The sequence below is a fragment of the Stappia sp. genome, assembly GCF_965276915.1.
Lineage (GTDB): Bacteria > Pseudomonadota > Alphaproteobacteria > Rhizobiales > Stappiaceae > Stappia.
In genome coordinates, this window is the sequence record NZ_OZ255709.1 from 2,877,018 (window position 1) to 2,892,902 (window position 15,885).

Here is a 15,885-nt window from a genome sequence, read left to right on the forward strand (position 1 = left end):
TTATGATGCGGATTGTGACGCGCTGGAGGCAGGTCCGGGAGCGGACGCGCAATATCCTCGTCAGCGTTTGCCGGTATTGCCGGGCAAGGCACCTCGCCTATGATGAGGCTGCACGCAACGGGAGGAGAGCATGCCGGGCATAGCATTGATCCTGCTTTACCTGGCGGTTGCCGCAGCCCCGCTGGCGCTGGCGGCTGCAAGCCTGCGGCCGCCCCGTCCGGTGATGGACGAGATCGCGTCCGCCGCCGGTCTCCTCGCCTACGCGATCCTGCTCATGGAATTCGTGCTGTCCGGCCGCTTTCGGAGCATTTCCGGGCGTGTCGGCCTCGACATCACCATGCGCTTTCACCAGCTTCTGGCCCGCACCGCGCTGGCGCTCGCGCTCATCCATCCCTTTCTGTACACGCTGCCCTTCGCACGGCCCTTGCCCTACGATCCGAGCCGCCAGCTGACGCTGACCTTCGAGGCGGAAGGGCTCGTCGCAGGTGTCTTCGCCTTCATTCTGCTGCCTGCCTTCGTACTGCTGTCGATCGGGCGCGACCGCATCTCCTGGACCTATGAGACCTGGCGGCTTCTGCATGGTCTGGGAGCCCTCGCGATCGCCGTTCTCGTGCAGGTTCATGCCCTGCATGCCGGCCGCTACAGCCAGGACCCGCTGCTTGCGGGGTTGTGGAGCGGGTTGCTGGCGATCAGCGTCCTGTCGCTTGCCTATGTCTATGCCGTGAAGCCGTTGCTCAAGATGCGGCGGCCGTGGCGTGTGGAACGCGTCGCCAGCCTTGCGGATCGCACCTGGGAGCTGATACTTGCGCCCGACGGCCATGACGGGCTCCGCCACAAGGCCGGCCAGTTCGCCTGGATAGGCCTGTCGGGACAGGCCTTCTCGCTGAAGGAGAACCCGTTCTCGATCGCCTCCGCGCCCGGCGACGGGCCTTTGCTGCGCTTCGTCATCAAGGAGCTCGGCGACCTCACCGCGACGGTCGGCGAGGTGTCGCCGGGCGCGCGCGCCCATGTCGACGGCCCGCATGGCCACCTGACGATCGCGGGCCGGCGCGAGCCAGGCATTGCCTTCATCGCCGGTGGCGTCGGCATCGCACCGATGCTCGGCCTGCTGCGGCAGCTGGAGCTCGATGGCGACATGCGGCCGACGATGCTGGTCTACGGCAACAGGACAGCGGCGCAGATCGCCGGCACCGAGGATCTTGCCCGCATGCGCCGTACCCACCACACGGAGGTGGTGCAGGTGGTCAGCGAGCCGCCGGCGGACTGGAGCGGGGAGACCGGCATGATCGATGCCGCGCTTGTCGGCCGGCTCTTCGCCGAGCCGTGTCACCGGGACTGGCTCTATGTCCTGTGCGGGCCGCCGGCGATGATGGAAACCGTCGAGGAGGCGCTGCTCGATCTCGGCGTTTCCCCCGGGCAGATCCTGTCGGAGAGGTTCCGCTATGACTGACGCCCGCCGCCCGCGCTCGTCGAAAGCGCGCATCCTTGCCCTCTACTGGACCCTGAACGCGATTGCCGGCATCGCGATCCTGGTGTTTGCCCTGAGGTGAGCGAGCGGCTCAGGCAGGAGCGGGCCCGACCGAATAGCCGGCGCAGGCGGCGGTGTTGGCGACATGATCGGCCATCGCCTTTCGGGCGGCCTCGGCATCGCCGCGTTCCAGCGCGGCGACCAGGCGGCGGTGTTCGCCGACGGAGGCCTGCATGCGCACCGGGTCGGTGATCGGGATCGGCTGCCGCTGGGTCTCGGTCAGCTGTTCGCGGACCCGGCCGTAGAGCTCGCCAAGCATCCGGTTGGCGCATCCCCGCGCGATGATCTCGTGAAAATGCAGGTCCGCTTCCACATTGGCGAGATAGTCGCGTCCCGCCCAGGAGCGCTCCATGTCGTCCGTCAGCCGGGCCAGAAGGTCGAGATCCTCCCGGCCTATCCGTCCGGCCGCCCGCGCGGCGATCTCGCTCTCCAGCATGTAGCGGGTTTCGAACACCTCGCGCAGCGAGTAGTCCCGCGAGTAGCGCCATTCGGCCATCGTCTTGGAGGACGAGGGGGAGGTGCCGGCGACGAACGTGCCGCGCCCCGCCTCGGTCTTTACCAGGCCGACGGTCTCCAGCGTCAGCAACGCCTCGCGCAAGGACGCGCGGCTGATCCCGAAACGCTCCGAGAGTTCGCGCTGAGAGGGGATCTTCTCTCCAGCCTTCAGTTCGCCGTCCAGAATCATCGTCTGGAGTTTTCTCGCCACGCTTTGCGGCACCGGTGTCCGGGTGAACATTCCGCTCTTTTCGCCCTTTTTGTCGCCTTCCCGGCGACGGTTTTTTGAACGGCCCGGCCAAGGCGGGTTCCGTGAAACGCAACTTTCCACCTTGCATCCGTCGCTGCATAGGGGTTATTTGGTCTAACTGGTCAGACCAGTTAGACCAAATAAAGAAAAATCGCACCAGAGGACCAATCATGCAGTTCCGCACGCTCATGAAATCCGCCGTTTTCGCCGGCCTTTTCGCCATCGCCGCTCCCGCCGCTTCCTCGTTTGCCGCCGACCTCACGGTCGGCGCGAATATCGGCAACGTGCCCTGGGAGTTCCAGGACGAGAGCGGCAAGACCGTCGGTTTCGAGATCGATCTCGTCACCGAGGTCGCGAGCCGTCTCGGCAAGACCGTCGCCTTCGAGAACATCCCGTTCAACGGCCTGTTCTCCGCTGTCCAGTCGGGCCGCATCGACATCGCGGTGTCGTCGATCACCATCACGCAGAAGCGCCTGGAATCTGTGACCTTCGCCCAGCCCTACTATGACAGCGACCAGTCGCTGACGGTGACGGCGGCCAGCGGTCTCAAATCGACGGGCGACATGAAGGGCAAGGTGATCGGCGTCGACACCGGCTCCACCGGCGACATGTGGGCCACCGCCAATACCGACGCCAAGGGCTTCACGGAGATCCGCCGCTACGAGGGGCTGGCGCCTGCGATGCTCGACCTGGCCGCTGGCCGGATCGACGGCTATGTCAGCGATATCCCGGCGCTGCTCTACTACACCAAGGACAAACCGAACCTTGCGGTCGTCGAGCGTATCGAGACCGGCGAGAAGTACTCCATGATGTTCGCCAAGGATGCGCCGCTGGCCGGCGAGGTCAACGACGTGCTGACGGCCCTGAAGAAGGAGGGCGTCGTCGCCTCCCTTCACGAGAAGTGGTTCGGCGCGACGCCGGAGGACACGACCTCGACCGTCAAGGTCCTGGACATGCCGAAGCTGGACTGATCCCGGAAGACCTGCGGGCGCGGCTTCGCGCCACCGCCCGCAGGCCCCGCTTTGTTCCGGCCCTCGCGCGCCTGGCCGGTCTCGCCCGCCACGGCCCAAGCATCTCCGGGAAGCCAATGGACCTCCTAGACACGTTCTTCAACGTCCCGATCCTGATCCGCACCCTTCCGCTGCTTCTTTCAGGGTTGGTGGTGACGATCCAGATCGGTGCCACCAGCATCGTTGCCGGCCTTGCGCTCGGCCTGTTTCTCGCCCTCGTGCGCCTCTACGGCCCCCGGACTGTGGTGCTGCTGGCGCGGCTCTATATCGACATCTTCCGCTCGATCCCGCTGCTGGTCCTGCTGATCGTCGTCTATTACGCGCTGCCCTTCGTCGGCATCCGGCTGTCGCCGTTCCTTTCGGCCGTGGTCGCGCTGACGCTTGTCTCGGGTGCCTACACGGCCGAGATCTTCCGGGCCGGCATCGAGGCGATTCCCGCAGGTCAGTTCGAGGCCTCGCGGGCGCTCGGTCTCGGCTATCGCCACATGATGGTCGACGTGATCCTGCCGCAGGCGGTGAAGATCGTCATTCCGCCGCTCACCAACAATTGCATCAATGTCATGAAGGACACCGCGCTCGCCTCCGTCGTCGCCATGCCCGATCTGCTCAAGCAGGCGACGCAGGCCCAGGCGCTTGCCGCCAATCCGAGCCCGCTGATCGGCGCAGCGCTGATCTATCTCGCCTTCCTCTGGCCGCTCGTGGCGTTGGTGTCCCGGTTCGAGCGGCGCATGGGACAGGGGACGCGCTGATGGCCGGCATCATAAAGATCAGCAACCTGTCGAAGCACTACGGTGCCTTCGCGGCCCTGACGGAGATCGACCTGGAGGTGGCCGAAGGCGAGGTGGTCTGCGTCATCGGACCGTCGGGATCGGGCAAGTCGACCCTCATCCGCTGCATCAACCTGCTGGAGAGCTACTCGCCTGGCGGCATCATCACGGTCGACGGCATTCCGGTGGAACCCGGCCGCCATCTGGCTCAGGTGCGTGCCGAGGTCGGCATGGTGTTCCAGTCCTTCAACCTGTTCCCGCACATGAGCGTCCTGCGCAACATCATGCTGGCGCCGATGCGGGTGCGGAAGATGACCGCGGCGAAAGCCGAGGAGAAGGCGCGCGAACTGCTGGCCCGCGTCGGCATCGCCGAGCAGGCCGAAAAGTATCCGGGGCATCTGTCGGGCGGCCAGCAGCAGCGGGTGGCGATTGCCCGGGCGCTCGCCATGGAACCGCGTGTCCTGCTCTTCGACGAGCCGACATCGGCGCTCGACCCGGAAATGGTGGGCGAGGTGCTCGACGTCATGCGCGCGCTCGCCGGCACCGGCGTGACGATGGTGATCGTCACCCACGAGATGGGCTTTGCCCGCCAGGTCGCCGACCGGGTGATCTTCATGAACGGGGGGCGGATCGTGGAGACCGGAACGCCCGCCGAAATCTTCGACGCACCCCGGGAGCCGCGCACCCGCGACTTCCTGAGTGCCGTGCTCAATCACTGACGACGACGCAAAGACCGTCCGGAGCCTGACATGCTGACCAATGCCCCCTTGGACATGGAGTTCGTCCGTGCCCAGTTTCCCGGCCTCGACAACGGCTGGGTGTTTTTCGACAATGCCGGCGGATCGCAGATCCTGAAAGGCGCGGTCGAACGCATCAACGCCTTCCTCTATGAGCGCAACGTCCAGATCGGCGGCAGCTACGAGGTGTCGCAAAAGGCAGCCGAGGCGCTGCGCGCGGCCAGGGAAGCCGGCCGCCTGCTGGTCAATGCCGAGCGCGCGGAGGAGATCGTCTTCGGCCATTCGACGACCGTTCTCACCCAGAACCTCGCGAATGCCATGCGCAGCCAATTGGCGCCGGGAGACGAGATCGTCGTGACCGTTGCCGACCACGAATCCAACATCGGCCCCTGGGAGCGACTGCGCGAATTCGGCATCGTCGTGAAGGTCTGGCCGCTCGATCTCGGCAGCCTGAAGCTGCGGCTCGCCGACCTCGAACCCTTGATGAGCGAGAGGACGCGGCTTGTCTGCGTGCATCATGTCTCGAACGTCCTTGGCGAGGTCAATCCGGTGCGCGAAATCGCCGATTTCGTGCATGCGCGCGGCGCCCGGATCTGCGTCGACGCGGTCGCCTACGCCCCGCACCGGGCGGTGGACGTGCAAGCCTTCGACGCCGATTACTACATCTTCAGCCTGTACAAGACCTACGGGCCGCATGTGGCGATGATGTACGGGCGGTACCACCACCTGCTGGAGCTGGATTCGCTCTATCACTATTTCTACGGCAAGGACCGCGTCCCGGGAAAGCTGGAGGCGGGCAATCCGTGCTACGAGCTCGCCTATTCCCTCACCGGAATTGTCGAATACCTTCAGGAGCTTGGTCGGCGCACCGGCGCCGGGGAAGATGCGACGCCGCGCCAGTGCGTCGAGGCCGCTTTCGCGGCGATCACGGCCCAGGAGAACACGCTTGTCGAGCGGCTTCTCGGCTGGGCGCGGGGCCGGGCCGACGTGCATGTGGTGGGAGCGGCGCAGAACGATGGCGGAGCCACGCGCATTCCCACGATCTCCTTCACCGTCGAGGGCTGGACACCGGGAGACCTGTCGCTGGCGATCGATCCCGAGCGTATCGCCATCCGCCACGGCGACTTTCATTCGCGCCGTCTGGTGGAATATCTCGGACTTGCCGAGGCCGGCGGAGTGCTGCGGGTCTCGATGGTCCACTACAACACGCTGGAGGAAGTCGACCGGCTGACGGCGGCGCTTGACCGGGTGATCGATGGCCGGAAGGCGGCGCAGCGTTCGGCGAGCGGGGCATGACGATGGCCGGAGTGGCCTTCGACACGGTGGTGCGCGGCGGCACGGTGGTGACGGCCGCCGACACTTTCGCCGCCGATATCGGCATTCGCGAGGGTCGCATCGTGGCGCTTGGCGCGGGGCTTTCTGCCGGACATCGCGAGGTCGACGCGCACGGCCTTCTCGTCCTGCCCGGGGGAATAGACAGCCACGTCCACATCGCCCAGCCCTCGGGCGAGGGGATCGTCATGGCCGACGATTTCGAGAGCGCCACGCGCTCGGCGCTGCTCGGCGGCAACACCACGCTGATGCCGTTCTGCCTGCAGGAAAAGGGCGTCGGCCTGCGCGCGGCGCTGAAGGCCTATCACGCGCTGGCGGACGGGAACTGCTACACCGATGTGAGCTTCCACCTGATCGTCTCGGACCCGACCCCGACAGTGCTCGGCCAGGAGATGCCCGCGCTGGCCGAGGAGGGCTATACCTCGATCAAGGTCTTCATGACCTACGAGGGACTGCGGCTGCGCGACGACGAGATCCTGGCAACCCTCGACGCCGCCCGCCGTGCAAAGCAGGTTGTCCTCGTCCATTGCGAGAACGAGGACGCCATCCGCTACCTGATCGGACGTCGCGAGGCGGACGGGGATACCGCGCCCTACCATCACGCCACCAGCCGGCCGGTGGCGGCCGAGCGGGAGGCGACGCATCGGGCCCTGTCGCTGGCCGAGATCGTGGATACGCCGGTGGTCATCGTCCATGTCTCCAACCGCGAGGCGATGGAGGAGATCGGCCGGGCCCGGCTGCGCGGCCAGAAGATCGCCGGCGAGACCTGCCCGCAATATCTGGTGCTCACCGCGGAGGACCTGAAGTCCGGGGATTTCGAGGGCGCCAAATACGTCTGTTCCCCGCCGCCGCGCGACAAGGCGAGCCAGGAGGCCTGCTGGCAGGGGCTGGAAACCGGGGTCTTCGACCTTTATTCCTCCGACCATTGCCCGTTCCGCTTCGACGATCCGGCCGGCAAGAAGAGCGAGAAGGGCAAGGCCTCGTTCAGATGGATCCCGAACGGCATTCCCGGCGTCGGGACACGGCTGCCGATCCTGTACTCGGAAGGGGTTGCGAAGGGGCGCATCGACGTGAACCGCTTTGTCGCGATGACCGCGACGAACCACGCGAAACTCTATGGGCTGTACCCGCGAAAGGGGACGATCGCCATCGGCTCCGACGCCGATCTGGCGCTGTGGGATCCGGCGAGCGTCCGGACGATCCGCAACGAGGACCTCGCCCACGGCGCCGACTATACCCCCTATGAGGGAATGGGCATAACCGGTTGGCCCGTCACGGTTCTGCTGCGCGGCGAGCTGGCCGTGGAGAACGGACGGCTGGTCACCGGGAAGGGCATGGGAACCTATCTCGGGCGCGGCCGAAGCGTGCTTTTCGGATAGTGCAATTTCGACAATATCGAGCGGATTTTTTCGAAAAATTGCACGAGATTGTCGAAATCCTGCACGAGAAATGAAGAGATCCGGGACAGCGCGGCGGCCGTCCCGGATCTTTTTGCCTTCCCGGAAGGTGCTCGAAGGCGGGAGCGTTGGCCTCGCGCGACGGGTCCGTGTCAGAGGCTCCGGATCGCTCCGCCATCGACGCGCACGCGGCTGCCGGTCACGTAGCTGGCGCGTTCCGATGCCAGGAAGACGACCATGTCTGCGAATTCCTGGGGCCGTCCGTAGCGCGCCGCCGGAATCGAGGCGGCCGAGGCTTTCGCGATCTCCTCGATGCTCTTGCCGGTGCGCTTGGCGGCCGCGGCATCGAGCTCGTCGACACGCGCCGTGTGGATGCGGCCCGGCACCACCATGTTGACCGTGACGCCGTCGGCGGCGACCTCGCTCGCCAGCGTCTTCGACCAGGCCAGCACCGCGGCGCGGATGCCGTTCGACATGGCAAGGTTGGGGATCGGCTGCTCGACGCCGGAGGAGCCGATGGTGATCACCCGGCCCCAGCCGCGCTCGCGCATCACTGGCACCAGCCGTGAGGAAAGATGGAAGAGGCTGGCGGCCATCGCCTCGAAATTGCCGACCCAGGCCTCGCGGGGAGAGCCGAGCGCGGTGCCGGGAGCCGGCCCGCCGGCATTGTTGACGAGAATGTCGACGCCGCCATCGGCAAGAAGGCGGTCGGCGGCGGCATCGACGCTGGCGATATCCGCAAGGTCGATCTTCAGCGGCGTCACGTCGGTGCCGGGCAGGGCTGCCGCCCATTCGGCGATGGCCGCGTCATTGCGGGCCGCCGCGATGACCGTTGCACCTTCCCGCGCCAGCGTTTCCGCGATCGCCCGGCCAAGGCCACGGCTTGCTCCAAGCACGAGGGCGCGCTTGCCCTTCAGTCCGAGATCCATCAGTTCAGCTCCTTCAGGCGCATTTCGAGGCGGGAAACCAGCATGTCGACCTCGGCCCGTGTCAGCGGATCGAGGGCCGTTCCGGGCTTGCGCAGCGCCGGTGTGTCGATGATGCCCCGTTTGTAGAGAGTGTATTTGCGAATGGCGAGGCCGAGCCCCGGCTGCTGCTCGAAGCGGGCAAGCGGCAGGTAGGCATCGAACAGGTCACGGGCGCGGTCCATGTCGCCCCGGGCATGGCCCTCGACCACATGAACCATCATCTCCGGATAGGCAAAGCCCGTCATCGCCCCGTCGGCGCCGCGCTCCATCTCCTCGGGCAGGAACACGCCGCCATTGCCGCACAGGATCGAAATCCGCCGGTCGAGCGTGCCGGCCTTGCGCAGGGCCGTGATCTTGGCAAGCCCCGGCCAGTCTTCATGCTTGAGACAGACGCAGGTCGGGTTGTCCGCCACAATGCGCGAGATCACCGGCACCGACATCTGCACGCCGGTGGCGAGCGGGAAATCCTGCAGCACGAAGGGCACGTCGCCGACCGCCTCGGCCGCCTGGCCGTAATAGGCGACGATCTGGTCGTCGGTGCGCAAGGATCCCGGCGGTGCGATCATGACGCCGGCCGCGCCGTCATCCATGACCTGGGAGGTCAGGGCCTGCATCTGGGCAAAGCCCGGCGAGGACACGCCGACAACGACCGGCACGCGCCCGGCAACCCGCTTCAGGATGCGGTTGACGACGATCCCGGACTCCTCGCTCGTCAGCTTCGGCGCTTCACCCATCATGCCGAGAACCGTCAGTCCGGTGGCGCCCGCTTCCAGATAGAAATCGACCATCCGGTCGCAGCCCTCGAGATCGAGGGCGCCGCTTTCCGTGAAGGGGGTGATCGCGATGACGTAGACGCCCCGCGCCGCTTCGCTCAATCGGGTCATGTTGTCCTTTCCGTTCCGTGTCATGTGCAGCGGGCGAGCGCGATGCGCCCCAGCGCCATGGCCGTGGCGGCCTGGCAGGGGTCGATCACCGGAATGCCCAGTGTGGATTGAAGAGCCGCGCGGTAACCCGCCATGCCGGCACAGCCGAGCACCAGGACGTCGGCGCCGTCGGCATCGCGCAAATGCGCGCCGACCTGCTCGAGCCTCGCGCGGGTGCGGTCCTGCTCGGCAAGCTCGGCAACGCCGAGTTCCAGAGGCCGGTCGGCGGCGAGGCGGTCGAGCAGTCCCATGGCGCCAAGCGTGCGGATATGACGGGCAACGGAGCCGCGCTTGATCGAGACAATGCCGAAGCGCTGTCCCATCGTCAGCGCGGTCAGGTAGGCGCTCTCGCCGATGCCGAGCACCGGGCGGGCGCTCTGCTCGCGCAGGGCGGCAAGGCCGGGGTCGGAGAAACAGGCGATGACGAAGGCCGAGGCCGTTGCCTCCAGCGCGGCGGCCTGCGCGAGCAATGGCTGGACGACGCCGTCGACATGGGCCTGCGTCTCGATGCCCGCCGGTCCTTCGGGCAGCAGGTGGCAGCGGATCTCGACCGGCGAGACGGCGCGCATGGGGGCGACGGCGTCGTCGATGCCGTCGGTGACAAGGCGCGAGGAATTCGGGTTGAGGATGTGAAGGGTCATCGGCCGGCCTCCGGTGGATGCGGGATGGTGGTGCGGCCTCGCGGGCAGCCCCAGAAATGTGCCGGCACGGCGAGGTCGCCCCGTCCGCCGATCCGCTCGATCATCGCCTCCGCCTCCCGCGCGGCGTCGTCCAGAACGACGCGCTCGGAAATCCGCGTTGCCCGTCCGTTGTCCAGACAGACCTCGCCGTCGACAAGCACGGTCTCGACATCGTTGCCATTGGCGAAGCAGACCAGCCGGTGCGCTGCCATGTTGGGCGGCGCCAGATGCGGACGGTTCATGTCGACGATGACGACGTCGGCACGCTTGCCGGGTTCAAGAGAGCCGATCTCGTGGTCCATGCCAAGGGCAACGGCGGCATCGATCGTCGCCATCTCCAGCACCTTGCCCGGTGGCAGGACGTCGGCATCACGGAAGTGGCGACGGTGATAGTGCATCGCCTGCTGCATGTGGCGGAACATGTCGGAGGACCTGTCGGGCGCCGTTGCGTCCGAGCCAAGCCCGACCGTGACCCCGGCCTCCATCAGCTCGATGGCCGGGCAGCGCCCGAAGACCGAGGCGATGGCCGACGGATTGTGGGCAATGCGCGTTCGGGTGCGCGCGCAGATGCGGATCTCGTCGTCGGAGAGGTCGACCGCATGCGAGAGCAGGGCATCGGGTCCCAGAAGGCCCATCTTGTCGGCGCGCAGCACCGATCCGCCCCGGTGACCGTCCTGGGTGAAGAGGACACCATTCTCCCGTGACAGCGCACGGGTGATGCAGGCCTGGCGCTTCGCCTCTTCGTAGTCGGCCGGCGACATGTCGCGCTCGTGTTCGTTGCGCAGAACGGGATAGAGGAGGGCGACGCGGATGCGCCCGCCCGCTGCCCCGTGCCACCTCCTCAAGAGTTCGGCCGAGGTGGCAAGCTGCGTTTCGAAGGAGACGGGACGAGGGTCCTTGCCGCCATTGGCATAGGTCAGGGGATGCGGCGCGCGGGTCGGGCCGACCGCGATGACCGAGCGGGTGCCGACCTCCTGGACGCCATTGGCATGCGCTGAACCGTAGGCGGGGTCATCCGTGCGCATGATCGTGTCGCCGCCGCCAAGCAGCGAGACGCCGGTGGTCACGCCGAAACGCAGTCGCTCCAGCGCCGCGAGCCTGGCTTCCGCATACCAGAAGTCCGGCGTCGATCCGGTGGTGTAGACCTCGCCGCAAATCGCTTCCCAGCGGTCCGGCCGGTCCATGCCCATCGTCTTGATCAAGCCGTGCCCGGCATGGGCATGGACGTCGACAAGCCCGGGAATGACCGCCTTGCCATGCGTGTCGATCCTGCGTGTCGCCGTGAACGCCGCTTCGATCCCGGCTGCCGTTCCGACGGCGAGAATGCGTCCTCCGGCGATGGCGACCGCGCCGTTCTCGATGATCCGCCGACCAGCGTCGACCGGGATGACCGTGCCGCCGGAGAGGATGAGGTCCGCCTGTGTCCTGGTCATGGTCATCCTTCAGGTGGCGGTCCGCCGGGCAAGCAGGGGCAGGTCGGCGACGTCGATGACGCCGTCGTCGGGAAGGCTGAAATCCGGATGGTTTCCGGCCAGCCCGATGACCCGATGGGGATTGTAAAGGGTCAGCCACGGCGGATCGCGCTGCAATTCCTCGTAGGCGGCACTGTACCGGCAGGCACGGGCGGCATCGTCGGTCGCGCCCCGGCCTATATCGATCAACTCTTCCACGACCGGGTTGCGATAGCCTTGCCACCATGCGCCGGCGATACGGGAATCGATCTTTTCGTGAAGCACCCTGAAGGTGGACATCGGGCTGGAATCGAAGACGCAGAGATCGCGGATCTCCTTGCGCCGGACCATGTGCGCATAAGCCTCGCGGTCCGGGTGGAGGTGCACGTCGAAACGGATGCCGATACGCGCAAGCTGCGCCCCGAGCGCCGCCGTCAGGCGCTCCGCTTCGTCCGGCAGGTGTGTCGGGCAGTCGAGGCCAAGCGTGAGGCCGTTGCCATGGCCGGCTTCCACGAGAAGGGCTTTCGCGCGCGCAAGGTCCGGGCCGCCGGCGGGGCGTGTTCCCGCGCCGAAATGCCTTGGACTGACGAAACCCTGCAACGGGTCGGCCGCGCCCGGAAGAACCGTCCCGATCAGCGCCTCGCGGTCGACGGCCAGCGACAGGGCAAGGCGCACGCGGGCATCGGCGAGCGGGCCCTTGGCAGCATTGAGCAGGTAGATGATGGCGACCGGCGCGGCGAACCGGTGCAATGTCACGCCGTCGATACGGGATGGGCCCCCCGCTGCCGGATCTAGCGTGTTGGCAAGCTGCGCCCGCCCGTCCCTCAGCATCTCCAGCCGGGTGCCGGCATCCGGTTCGAGCAGGAAGCGCAGGCCCGCATTGGCCGGCTCTCCCGCGAACCAGTCGGGGTTGCGCCGCGCGCTGATCAGGCCCGTGGCGAAGGTCTCCGCGACATAGGGCCCCGTGCCGCAGGCGAGCGCTCGCTCGCCGCCGTCCAGCCGATCGAAGATTGACGGTGCGACGATGAAACCCTGGACCAGCACGTCCAGCAGGTCCGCGATCGGCGCACCGAGGCGGATGCGCAGTGTCAGCCCGTCCGCGTCTATCTCGGCATCGCCGAGATATTGGCGCCAGACCGCCGGCGAGCCGAGCGTATAGCCCTTGTCCTCGCGCGCCATGCGCCGCAGCGAGGCGGCGACGGCCTCGGCGTCGCAGGTCGTGCCGTCGTGGAAGCGGATGCCGGGGCGCAGCTCGAAGGTCCAGCTCCGCGCATCCTCGCCGACGCGCCAGGAGCGCGCCAGATGCGGGACGTAGTGCCCGTTCCGGCGCTTCACCAGCGTGTCGTAGAAGGCGAGATAGAGGCTCAGCTCGTCATTGGCATCGGTGCAGTCATGCGGGTCGCCAAGCGGCAGGCGGGGCAGGGCGATTGTCGCCGCGCCGGACAGGTCCAGGGTCATTGGATATCGCGCTCCGGTTCGTCGACAAGGTGGCAGGCGACCTGCTGGCCGCCGCCCATGTCTCTCAGGGCCGGTCGCTCCACCTTGCACCGTTCGAAGGCGAGCGGGCAGCGGGTGCGGAAACAGCAGCCGGTGGGCAGGTCGAGGGCGGAGGGAACCTCGCCGCTCAGCTCGATCTCCTCGCGCGGCCGGGTTTTCTCGATGGAAGGGGCGGCGGACAGGAGCGCGCGCGTATAGGGATGGCGCGGCGCCGAGAAGAGCCGGTCGCGCGGCGCGGTCTCCACCAGAAACCCGAGATACATCACGCCGATCCGGTCGGCGATGTGATGCACCACGGCCAGATCATGGCTGATGAAGAGATAGGCGAGGCCGAATTCGTCGCGCAGGTCCATCATCAGGTTGAGGATCTGCGCCTGGATCGAGACGTCGAGGGCGGAGACCGGCTCGTCGGCGATGATCAGCCCCGGGTTCACCGACAGGGCGCGGGCGATGCCGATGCGTTGCCGCTGGCCACCGGAGAACTGGTGCGGATAGCGCCCGGCATGTTCCGTGTTGAGCCCGACACGGGCGAGCAGCGCCAGCGTCTTGTCGGCGACCTCCCTGCGCGCGGCGCGGCCCTTCGTCTGTTCCAGCAGCGGCTCGGCGACGATGTCGCGCACCCTTTGGCGCGGATTGAGCGAGGCGAAGGGGTCCTGGAAGATCATCTGCATCCTGGCGCGCACCGGCAGCATCTCCCGCACGCCGTGGCGGGAGATGTCTTCCCCGTCGATGCGGATCGACCCGCCGCTCGGACGGTAGATGCGGGCGATGGTCTTGGCGACGGTCGACTTGCCGCAACCGCTCTCGCCGACAAGGGCCAGAACCTCGCCGCGCTCGATGGCGAACGACACCCCGTTCACCGCCTGGACGCGCCGGTCGGGGAACCGCAGCCGGCCGTCGGTGAAACGCATCCGGTCGAGCATCGATCCGCCGATGCGGAACTCCTGGCGCAGGTCGTCCACCTGCAGCATCGCGGTCATCGGGTCTCTCCTTCCTGTAGCGGGAAGTGACAGGCAAAGGCCCGCTCGCCGGCAATGGTGAGGTCGGGTTCGCTCCGGGCGCAGATGGCGGCGGCGCGCGGGCAGCGCTCGCGGAAGGTGCAGCCCTTCGGCAGCCTGCGGATGTCCGGCACCGCGCCGGGGATCTGGCTGAGCCGCGCGGTGCGGTGCTCCGGGTTCGGAATGCTGTCGATCAGCCCGCGCGTGTAGGGATGCGCCGGGCGGCGGATGACATCGTCCGTCGGTCCGCGCTCCACCACCTTGCCGCAATAAAGGACGGTGATGTGGTCGGCCATTTCCGAGACGACGGCAAGGTCGTGCGTCACCAGCACCATCGAGGCTCCGTGTTCGCGGATCTGATGCCGCATGAGCTTGAGGATCTGGGCCTGGATGGTGACGTCGAGCGCTGTCGTTGGCTCGTCGGCGATGACCAGTTTCGGCTCCGCCAGCATGGCTATGGCGATGACGACGCGCTGGCGCATGCCGCCGGAGAACTGGTGCGGGTAGGAGGCAAGCCGCTCGGCCGCACGCGAGATGCCGACATCCTCCAGCATGCGGATGCAGCGCTCGCGGCGGGCGCGGGCGTCCATCTTCGTGTGCAGGCGCAGCATCTCGTCCATCTGCTCGCCCACCGTCCGCAGCGGGTTGAGCGAGGTCATCGGGTCCTGGAAGACCATGGCGATGTCGCGGCCCCGGATCTGGCGCAGGCGCGGCTCGCCGGCCGTGACGAGGTCTTCTCCGTTGAACAGGATGCGGCCGCCCTCGATGCGTCCCGGCGGGTCGACAAGGCCGAGGATCGAGAAGCCGACGACGGACTTGCCGCCGCCGCTTTCCCCGACCAGCCCCATGATCTCGCCCGGCTTCAGCGAGAAGCTGACGCCGTTCACGGCCTTCACCGTGCCCGAGAAAGTGTGGAACCAGGTCCGCAGGTCCTCGACGCTGAGCAGGGGGGCGGCCGCTGTCGTGTCGTTCGCCATCACTTCAGCCTCGGGTTGAGTTCGTCGCGCAGGAAGTCGCCGAACAGGTTGATGCCGAAGACCAGCGCCATGATGAACAGGCCGGGAAAGACGGAGGTCCACCAAAGGCCCGAGAACAGCACGTCGAAGCCGTTCTTGATCAGGAGCCCGAGCGAGGGTTCGGTGATCGGCACGCCGACGCCGAGGAAGGACAGGCTTGCCTCGATCAGGATGAAGGAGCCGACCTGCACGGTCGCCACCACGATCAGCGGCGTCAGCACGTTGGGCAGGACGTGGCGGCGAATGATCTTGCCGTCGCGCAGGCCCGCGACCCGCGCCGCCTGGACGTATTCCTTCTGCACCTCGGAAAGCGTCGAGCCGCGCACCGTCCTTGCGTAAACGACCCAGCCGACGGCGGTCAGGGCGATCAGCACCTTGTCGATGCCCGTGCCGAAGGCGGACATCAGGAACAGCGCGATGAGCATGGACGGGAACGAGAGCTGGATGTCTGCGATCCGCATGATCGCCGCGTCGAGCCGGCCGCCATAGAAGCCGGCGAGCAGCCCCAGCGTCGTCCCCACGAGGCAGGACATGACCATGGCGCTGACGCCGATCATCACCGAGACGCGGGTGCCATAGAGGATGCCGGCGAGAACGCCGCGCCCCTGGCCGTCGGTACCGAGGAGGAAGCGGGCGTCTCCCCCCTCAAGCCACACCGGCGGCTTGTAGCTGTCGAGCAGGTCAAGCTGGGCGACGTCATAGGGGTTCTGGGCAACGAACAGCGGCCCGGCCAGGACAATGACGGTAAAAGCCAACAGGATCGCACTGCCGGCGATCGCCGACGGGTTGCGCTTGTAGTTGTGGAAGAATTCGGAAGAAAGGAAGGTCGCGCTCAT

15 protein-coding genes are annotated in these 15,885 nt (G+C 67.1%); 6 read left to right on the top strand and 9 right to left on the bottom strand.

What is annotated here, in order from left to right; genetic code table 11:
• Positions 1-130: 130 nt before the first annotated feature.
• Positions 131-1,450 carry a ferredoxin reductase family protein gene (locus ACQY46_RS13260; protein ID WP_428696512.1) on the top strand — a complete coding sequence of 440 codons (1,320 nt, stop codon included), beginning with the start codon at positions 131-133 and terminating at the stop codon, positions 1,448-1,450.
• Between the two features lie 109 nt (positions 1,451-1,559).
• Here ACQY46_RS13260 and ACQY46_RS13265 read toward each other — a convergent pair whose 3' ends face one another.
• Positions 1,560-2,264 (bottom strand): FadR/GntR family transcriptional regulator, encoded by a 705-nt coding sequence (locus ACQY46_RS13265; RefSeq protein WP_428696513.1) that lies wholly within the window; start codon positions 2,262-2,264, stop codon positions 1,560-1,562.
• 179 nt (positions 2,265-2,443) lie between these two features.
• Here ACQY46_RS13265 and ACQY46_RS13270 point away from each other — a divergent pair, with 179 nt between their 5' ends.
• The 5 genes from ACQY46_RS13270 to hydA all read left to right on the top strand — a co-directional run bounded on the left by ACQY46_RS13270 (position 2,444) and on the right by hydA (position 7,498).
• Positions 2,444-3,244 (top strand): ABC transporter substrate-binding protein, encoded by an 801-nt coding sequence (locus ACQY46_RS13270; protein WP_428696514.1) that lies wholly within the window; start codon positions 2,444-2,446, stop codon positions 3,242-3,244.
• A 116-nt stretch (positions 3,245-3,360) separates the two neighbouring features.
• On the top strand, positions 3,361-4,032 hold the full coding sequence (locus tag ACQY46_RS13275) for an amino acid ABC transporter permease (protein WP_428696515.1): 672 nt from the start codon (positions 3,361-3,363) through the stop codon (positions 4,030-4,032).
• A complete protein-coding gene (locus ACQY46_RS13280) occupies positions 4,032-4,769 on the top strand; it encodes an amino acid ABC transporter ATP-binding protein (RefSeq protein WP_428696516.1) in 738 nt (245 codons plus the stop codon). Before ACQY46_RS13275 ends, ACQY46_RS13280 begins: the two co-directional genes overlap by 1 nt.
• Positions 4,770-4,799: 30 nt before the next feature.
• Positions 4,800-6,083, top strand: a complete 1,284-nt coding sequence (locus tag ACQY46_RS13285) for a cysteine desulfurase-like protein (protein ID WP_428696517.1) — start codon at positions 4,800-4,802, stop codon at positions 6,081-6,083.
• Positions 6,080-7,498, top strand: coding sequence for a dihydropyrimidinase (hydA, locus tag ACQY46_RS13290; RefSeq protein ID WP_428696518.1), 1,419 nt, complete (start codon positions 6,080-6,082; stop codon positions 7,496-7,498). The genes ACQY46_RS13285 and hydA overlap by 4 nt, the downstream gene beginning before the upstream one ends.
• Before the next feature lie 170 nt (positions 7,499-7,668).
• On the opposite strand, the gene ACQY46_RS13295 is transcribed toward hydA, so the two are convergent.
• From ACQY46_RS13295 to ACQY46_RS13330, 8 genes are read right to left on the bottom strand one after another with little or no spacing between them, the layout of a single operon-like run.
• Positions 7,669-8,445 (bottom strand): SDR family oxidoreductase, encoded by a 777-nt coding sequence (locus tag ACQY46_RS13295; protein WP_428696519.1) that lies wholly within the window; start codon positions 8,443-8,445, stop codon positions 7,669-7,671.
• Complete coding sequence (locus ACQY46_RS13300; protein WP_428696520.1) at positions 8,445-9,368, bottom strand: dihydrodipicolinate synthase family protein; 924 nt, start codon at positions 9,366-9,368, stop codon at positions 8,445-8,447. The genes ACQY46_RS13295 and ACQY46_RS13300 overlap by 1 nt, the downstream gene beginning before the upstream one ends.
• A 20-nt stretch (positions 9,369-9,388) precedes the next feature.
• Complete coding sequence (locus tag ACQY46_RS13305; RefSeq protein WP_428696521.1) at positions 9,389-10,048, bottom strand: aspartate/glutamate racemase family protein; 660 nt, start codon at positions 10,046-10,048, stop codon at positions 9,389-9,391.
• Complete coding sequence (locus tag ACQY46_RS13310) at positions 10,045-11,520, bottom strand: amidohydrolase family protein (RefSeq protein ID WP_428696522.1); 1,476 nt, start codon at positions 11,518-11,520, stop codon at positions 10,045-10,047. Before ACQY46_RS13310 ends, ACQY46_RS13305 begins: the two co-directional genes overlap by 4 nt.
• A 9-nt stretch (positions 11,521-11,529) precedes the next feature.
• Positions 11,530-12,996 (bottom strand): ABC transporter substrate-binding protein, encoded by a 1,467-nt coding sequence (locus tag ACQY46_RS13315; RefSeq protein WP_428696523.1) that lies wholly within the window; start codon positions 12,994-12,996, stop codon positions 11,530-11,532.
• Positions 12,993-14,015 carry an ABC transporter ATP-binding protein gene (locus ACQY46_RS13320; RefSeq protein WP_428696524.1) on the bottom strand — a complete coding sequence of 341 codons (1,023 nt, stop codon included), beginning with the start codon at positions 14,013-14,015 and terminating at the stop codon, positions 12,993-12,995. The genes ACQY46_RS13315 and ACQY46_RS13320 overlap by 4 nt, the downstream gene beginning before the upstream one ends.
• Positions 14,012-15,010: an ABC transporter ATP-binding protein gene (locus ACQY46_RS13325; RefSeq protein WP_428696525.1), complete on the bottom strand. Its 999-nt coding sequence runs from the start codon at positions 15,008-15,010 to the stop codon at positions 14,012-14,014. The genes ACQY46_RS13320 and ACQY46_RS13325 overlap by 4 nt, the downstream gene beginning before the upstream one ends.
• Positions 15,010-15,885: an ABC transporter permease gene (locus tag ACQY46_RS13330; protein ID WP_428696526.1), complete on the bottom strand. Its 876-nt coding sequence runs from the start codon at positions 15,883-15,885 to the stop codon at positions 15,010-15,012. The genes ACQY46_RS13325 and ACQY46_RS13330 overlap by 1 nt, the downstream gene beginning before the upstream one ends.

Coding starts and splice junctions, on each gene's coding strand:
- ACQY46_RS13260 (WP_428696512.1), top strand. CDS start 131: ATGCCGGGCATAGCATTGATCCTGCTTTACCTGGCGGTTGCCGCAGCC.
- ACQY46_RS13265 (WP_428696513.1), bottom strand. CDS start 2,264: ATGTTCACCCGGACACCGGTGCCGCAAAGCGTGGCGAGAAAACTCCAG.
- ACQY46_RS13270 (WP_428696514.1), top strand. CDS start 2,444: ATGCAGTTCCGCACGCTCATGAAATCCGCCGTTTTCGCCGGCCTTTTC.
- ACQY46_RS13275 (WP_428696515.1), top strand. CDS start 3,361: ATGGACCTCCTAGACACGTTCTTCAACGTCCCGATCCTGATCCGCACC.
- ACQY46_RS13280 (WP_428696516.1), top strand. CDS start 4,032: ATGGCCGGCATCATAAAGATCAGCAACCTGTCGAAGCACTACGGTGCC.
- ACQY46_RS13285 (WP_428696517.1), top strand. CDS start 4,800: ATGCTGACCAATGCCCCCTTGGACATGGAGTTCGTCCGTGCCCAGTTT.
- hydA (WP_428696518.1), top strand. CDS start 6,080: ATGACGATGGCCGGAGTGGCCTTCGACACGGTGGTGCGCGGCGGCACG.
- ACQY46_RS13295 (WP_428696519.1), bottom strand. CDS start 8,445: ATGGATCTCGGACTGAAGGGCAAGCGCGCCCTCGTGCTTGGAGCAAGC.
- ACQY46_RS13300 (WP_428696520.1), bottom strand. CDS start 9,368: ATGACCCGATTGAGCGAAGCGGCGCGGGGCGTCTACGTCATCGCGATC.
- ACQY46_RS13305 (WP_428696521.1), bottom strand. CDS start 10,048: ATGACCCTTCACATCCTCAACCCGAATTCCTCGCGCCTTGTCACCGAC.
- ACQY46_RS13310 (WP_428696522.1), bottom strand. CDS start 11,520: ATGACCAGGACACAGGCGGACCTCATCCTCTCCGGCGGCACGGTCATC.
- ACQY46_RS13315 (WP_428696523.1), bottom strand. CDS start 12,996: ATGACCCTGGACCTGTCCGGCGCGGCGACAATCGCCCTGCCCCGCCTG.
- ACQY46_RS13320 (WP_428696524.1), bottom strand. CDS start 14,015: ATGACCGCGATGCTGCAGGTGGACGACCTGCGCCAGGAGTTCCGCATC.
- ACQY46_RS13325 (WP_428696525.1), bottom strand. CDS start 15,010: ATGGCGAACGACACGACAGCGGCCGCCCCCCTGCTCAGCGTCGAGGAC.
- ACQY46_RS13330 (WP_428696526.1), bottom strand. CDS start 15,885: ATGAGCGCGACCTTCCTTTCTTCCGAATTCTTCCACAACTACAAGCGC.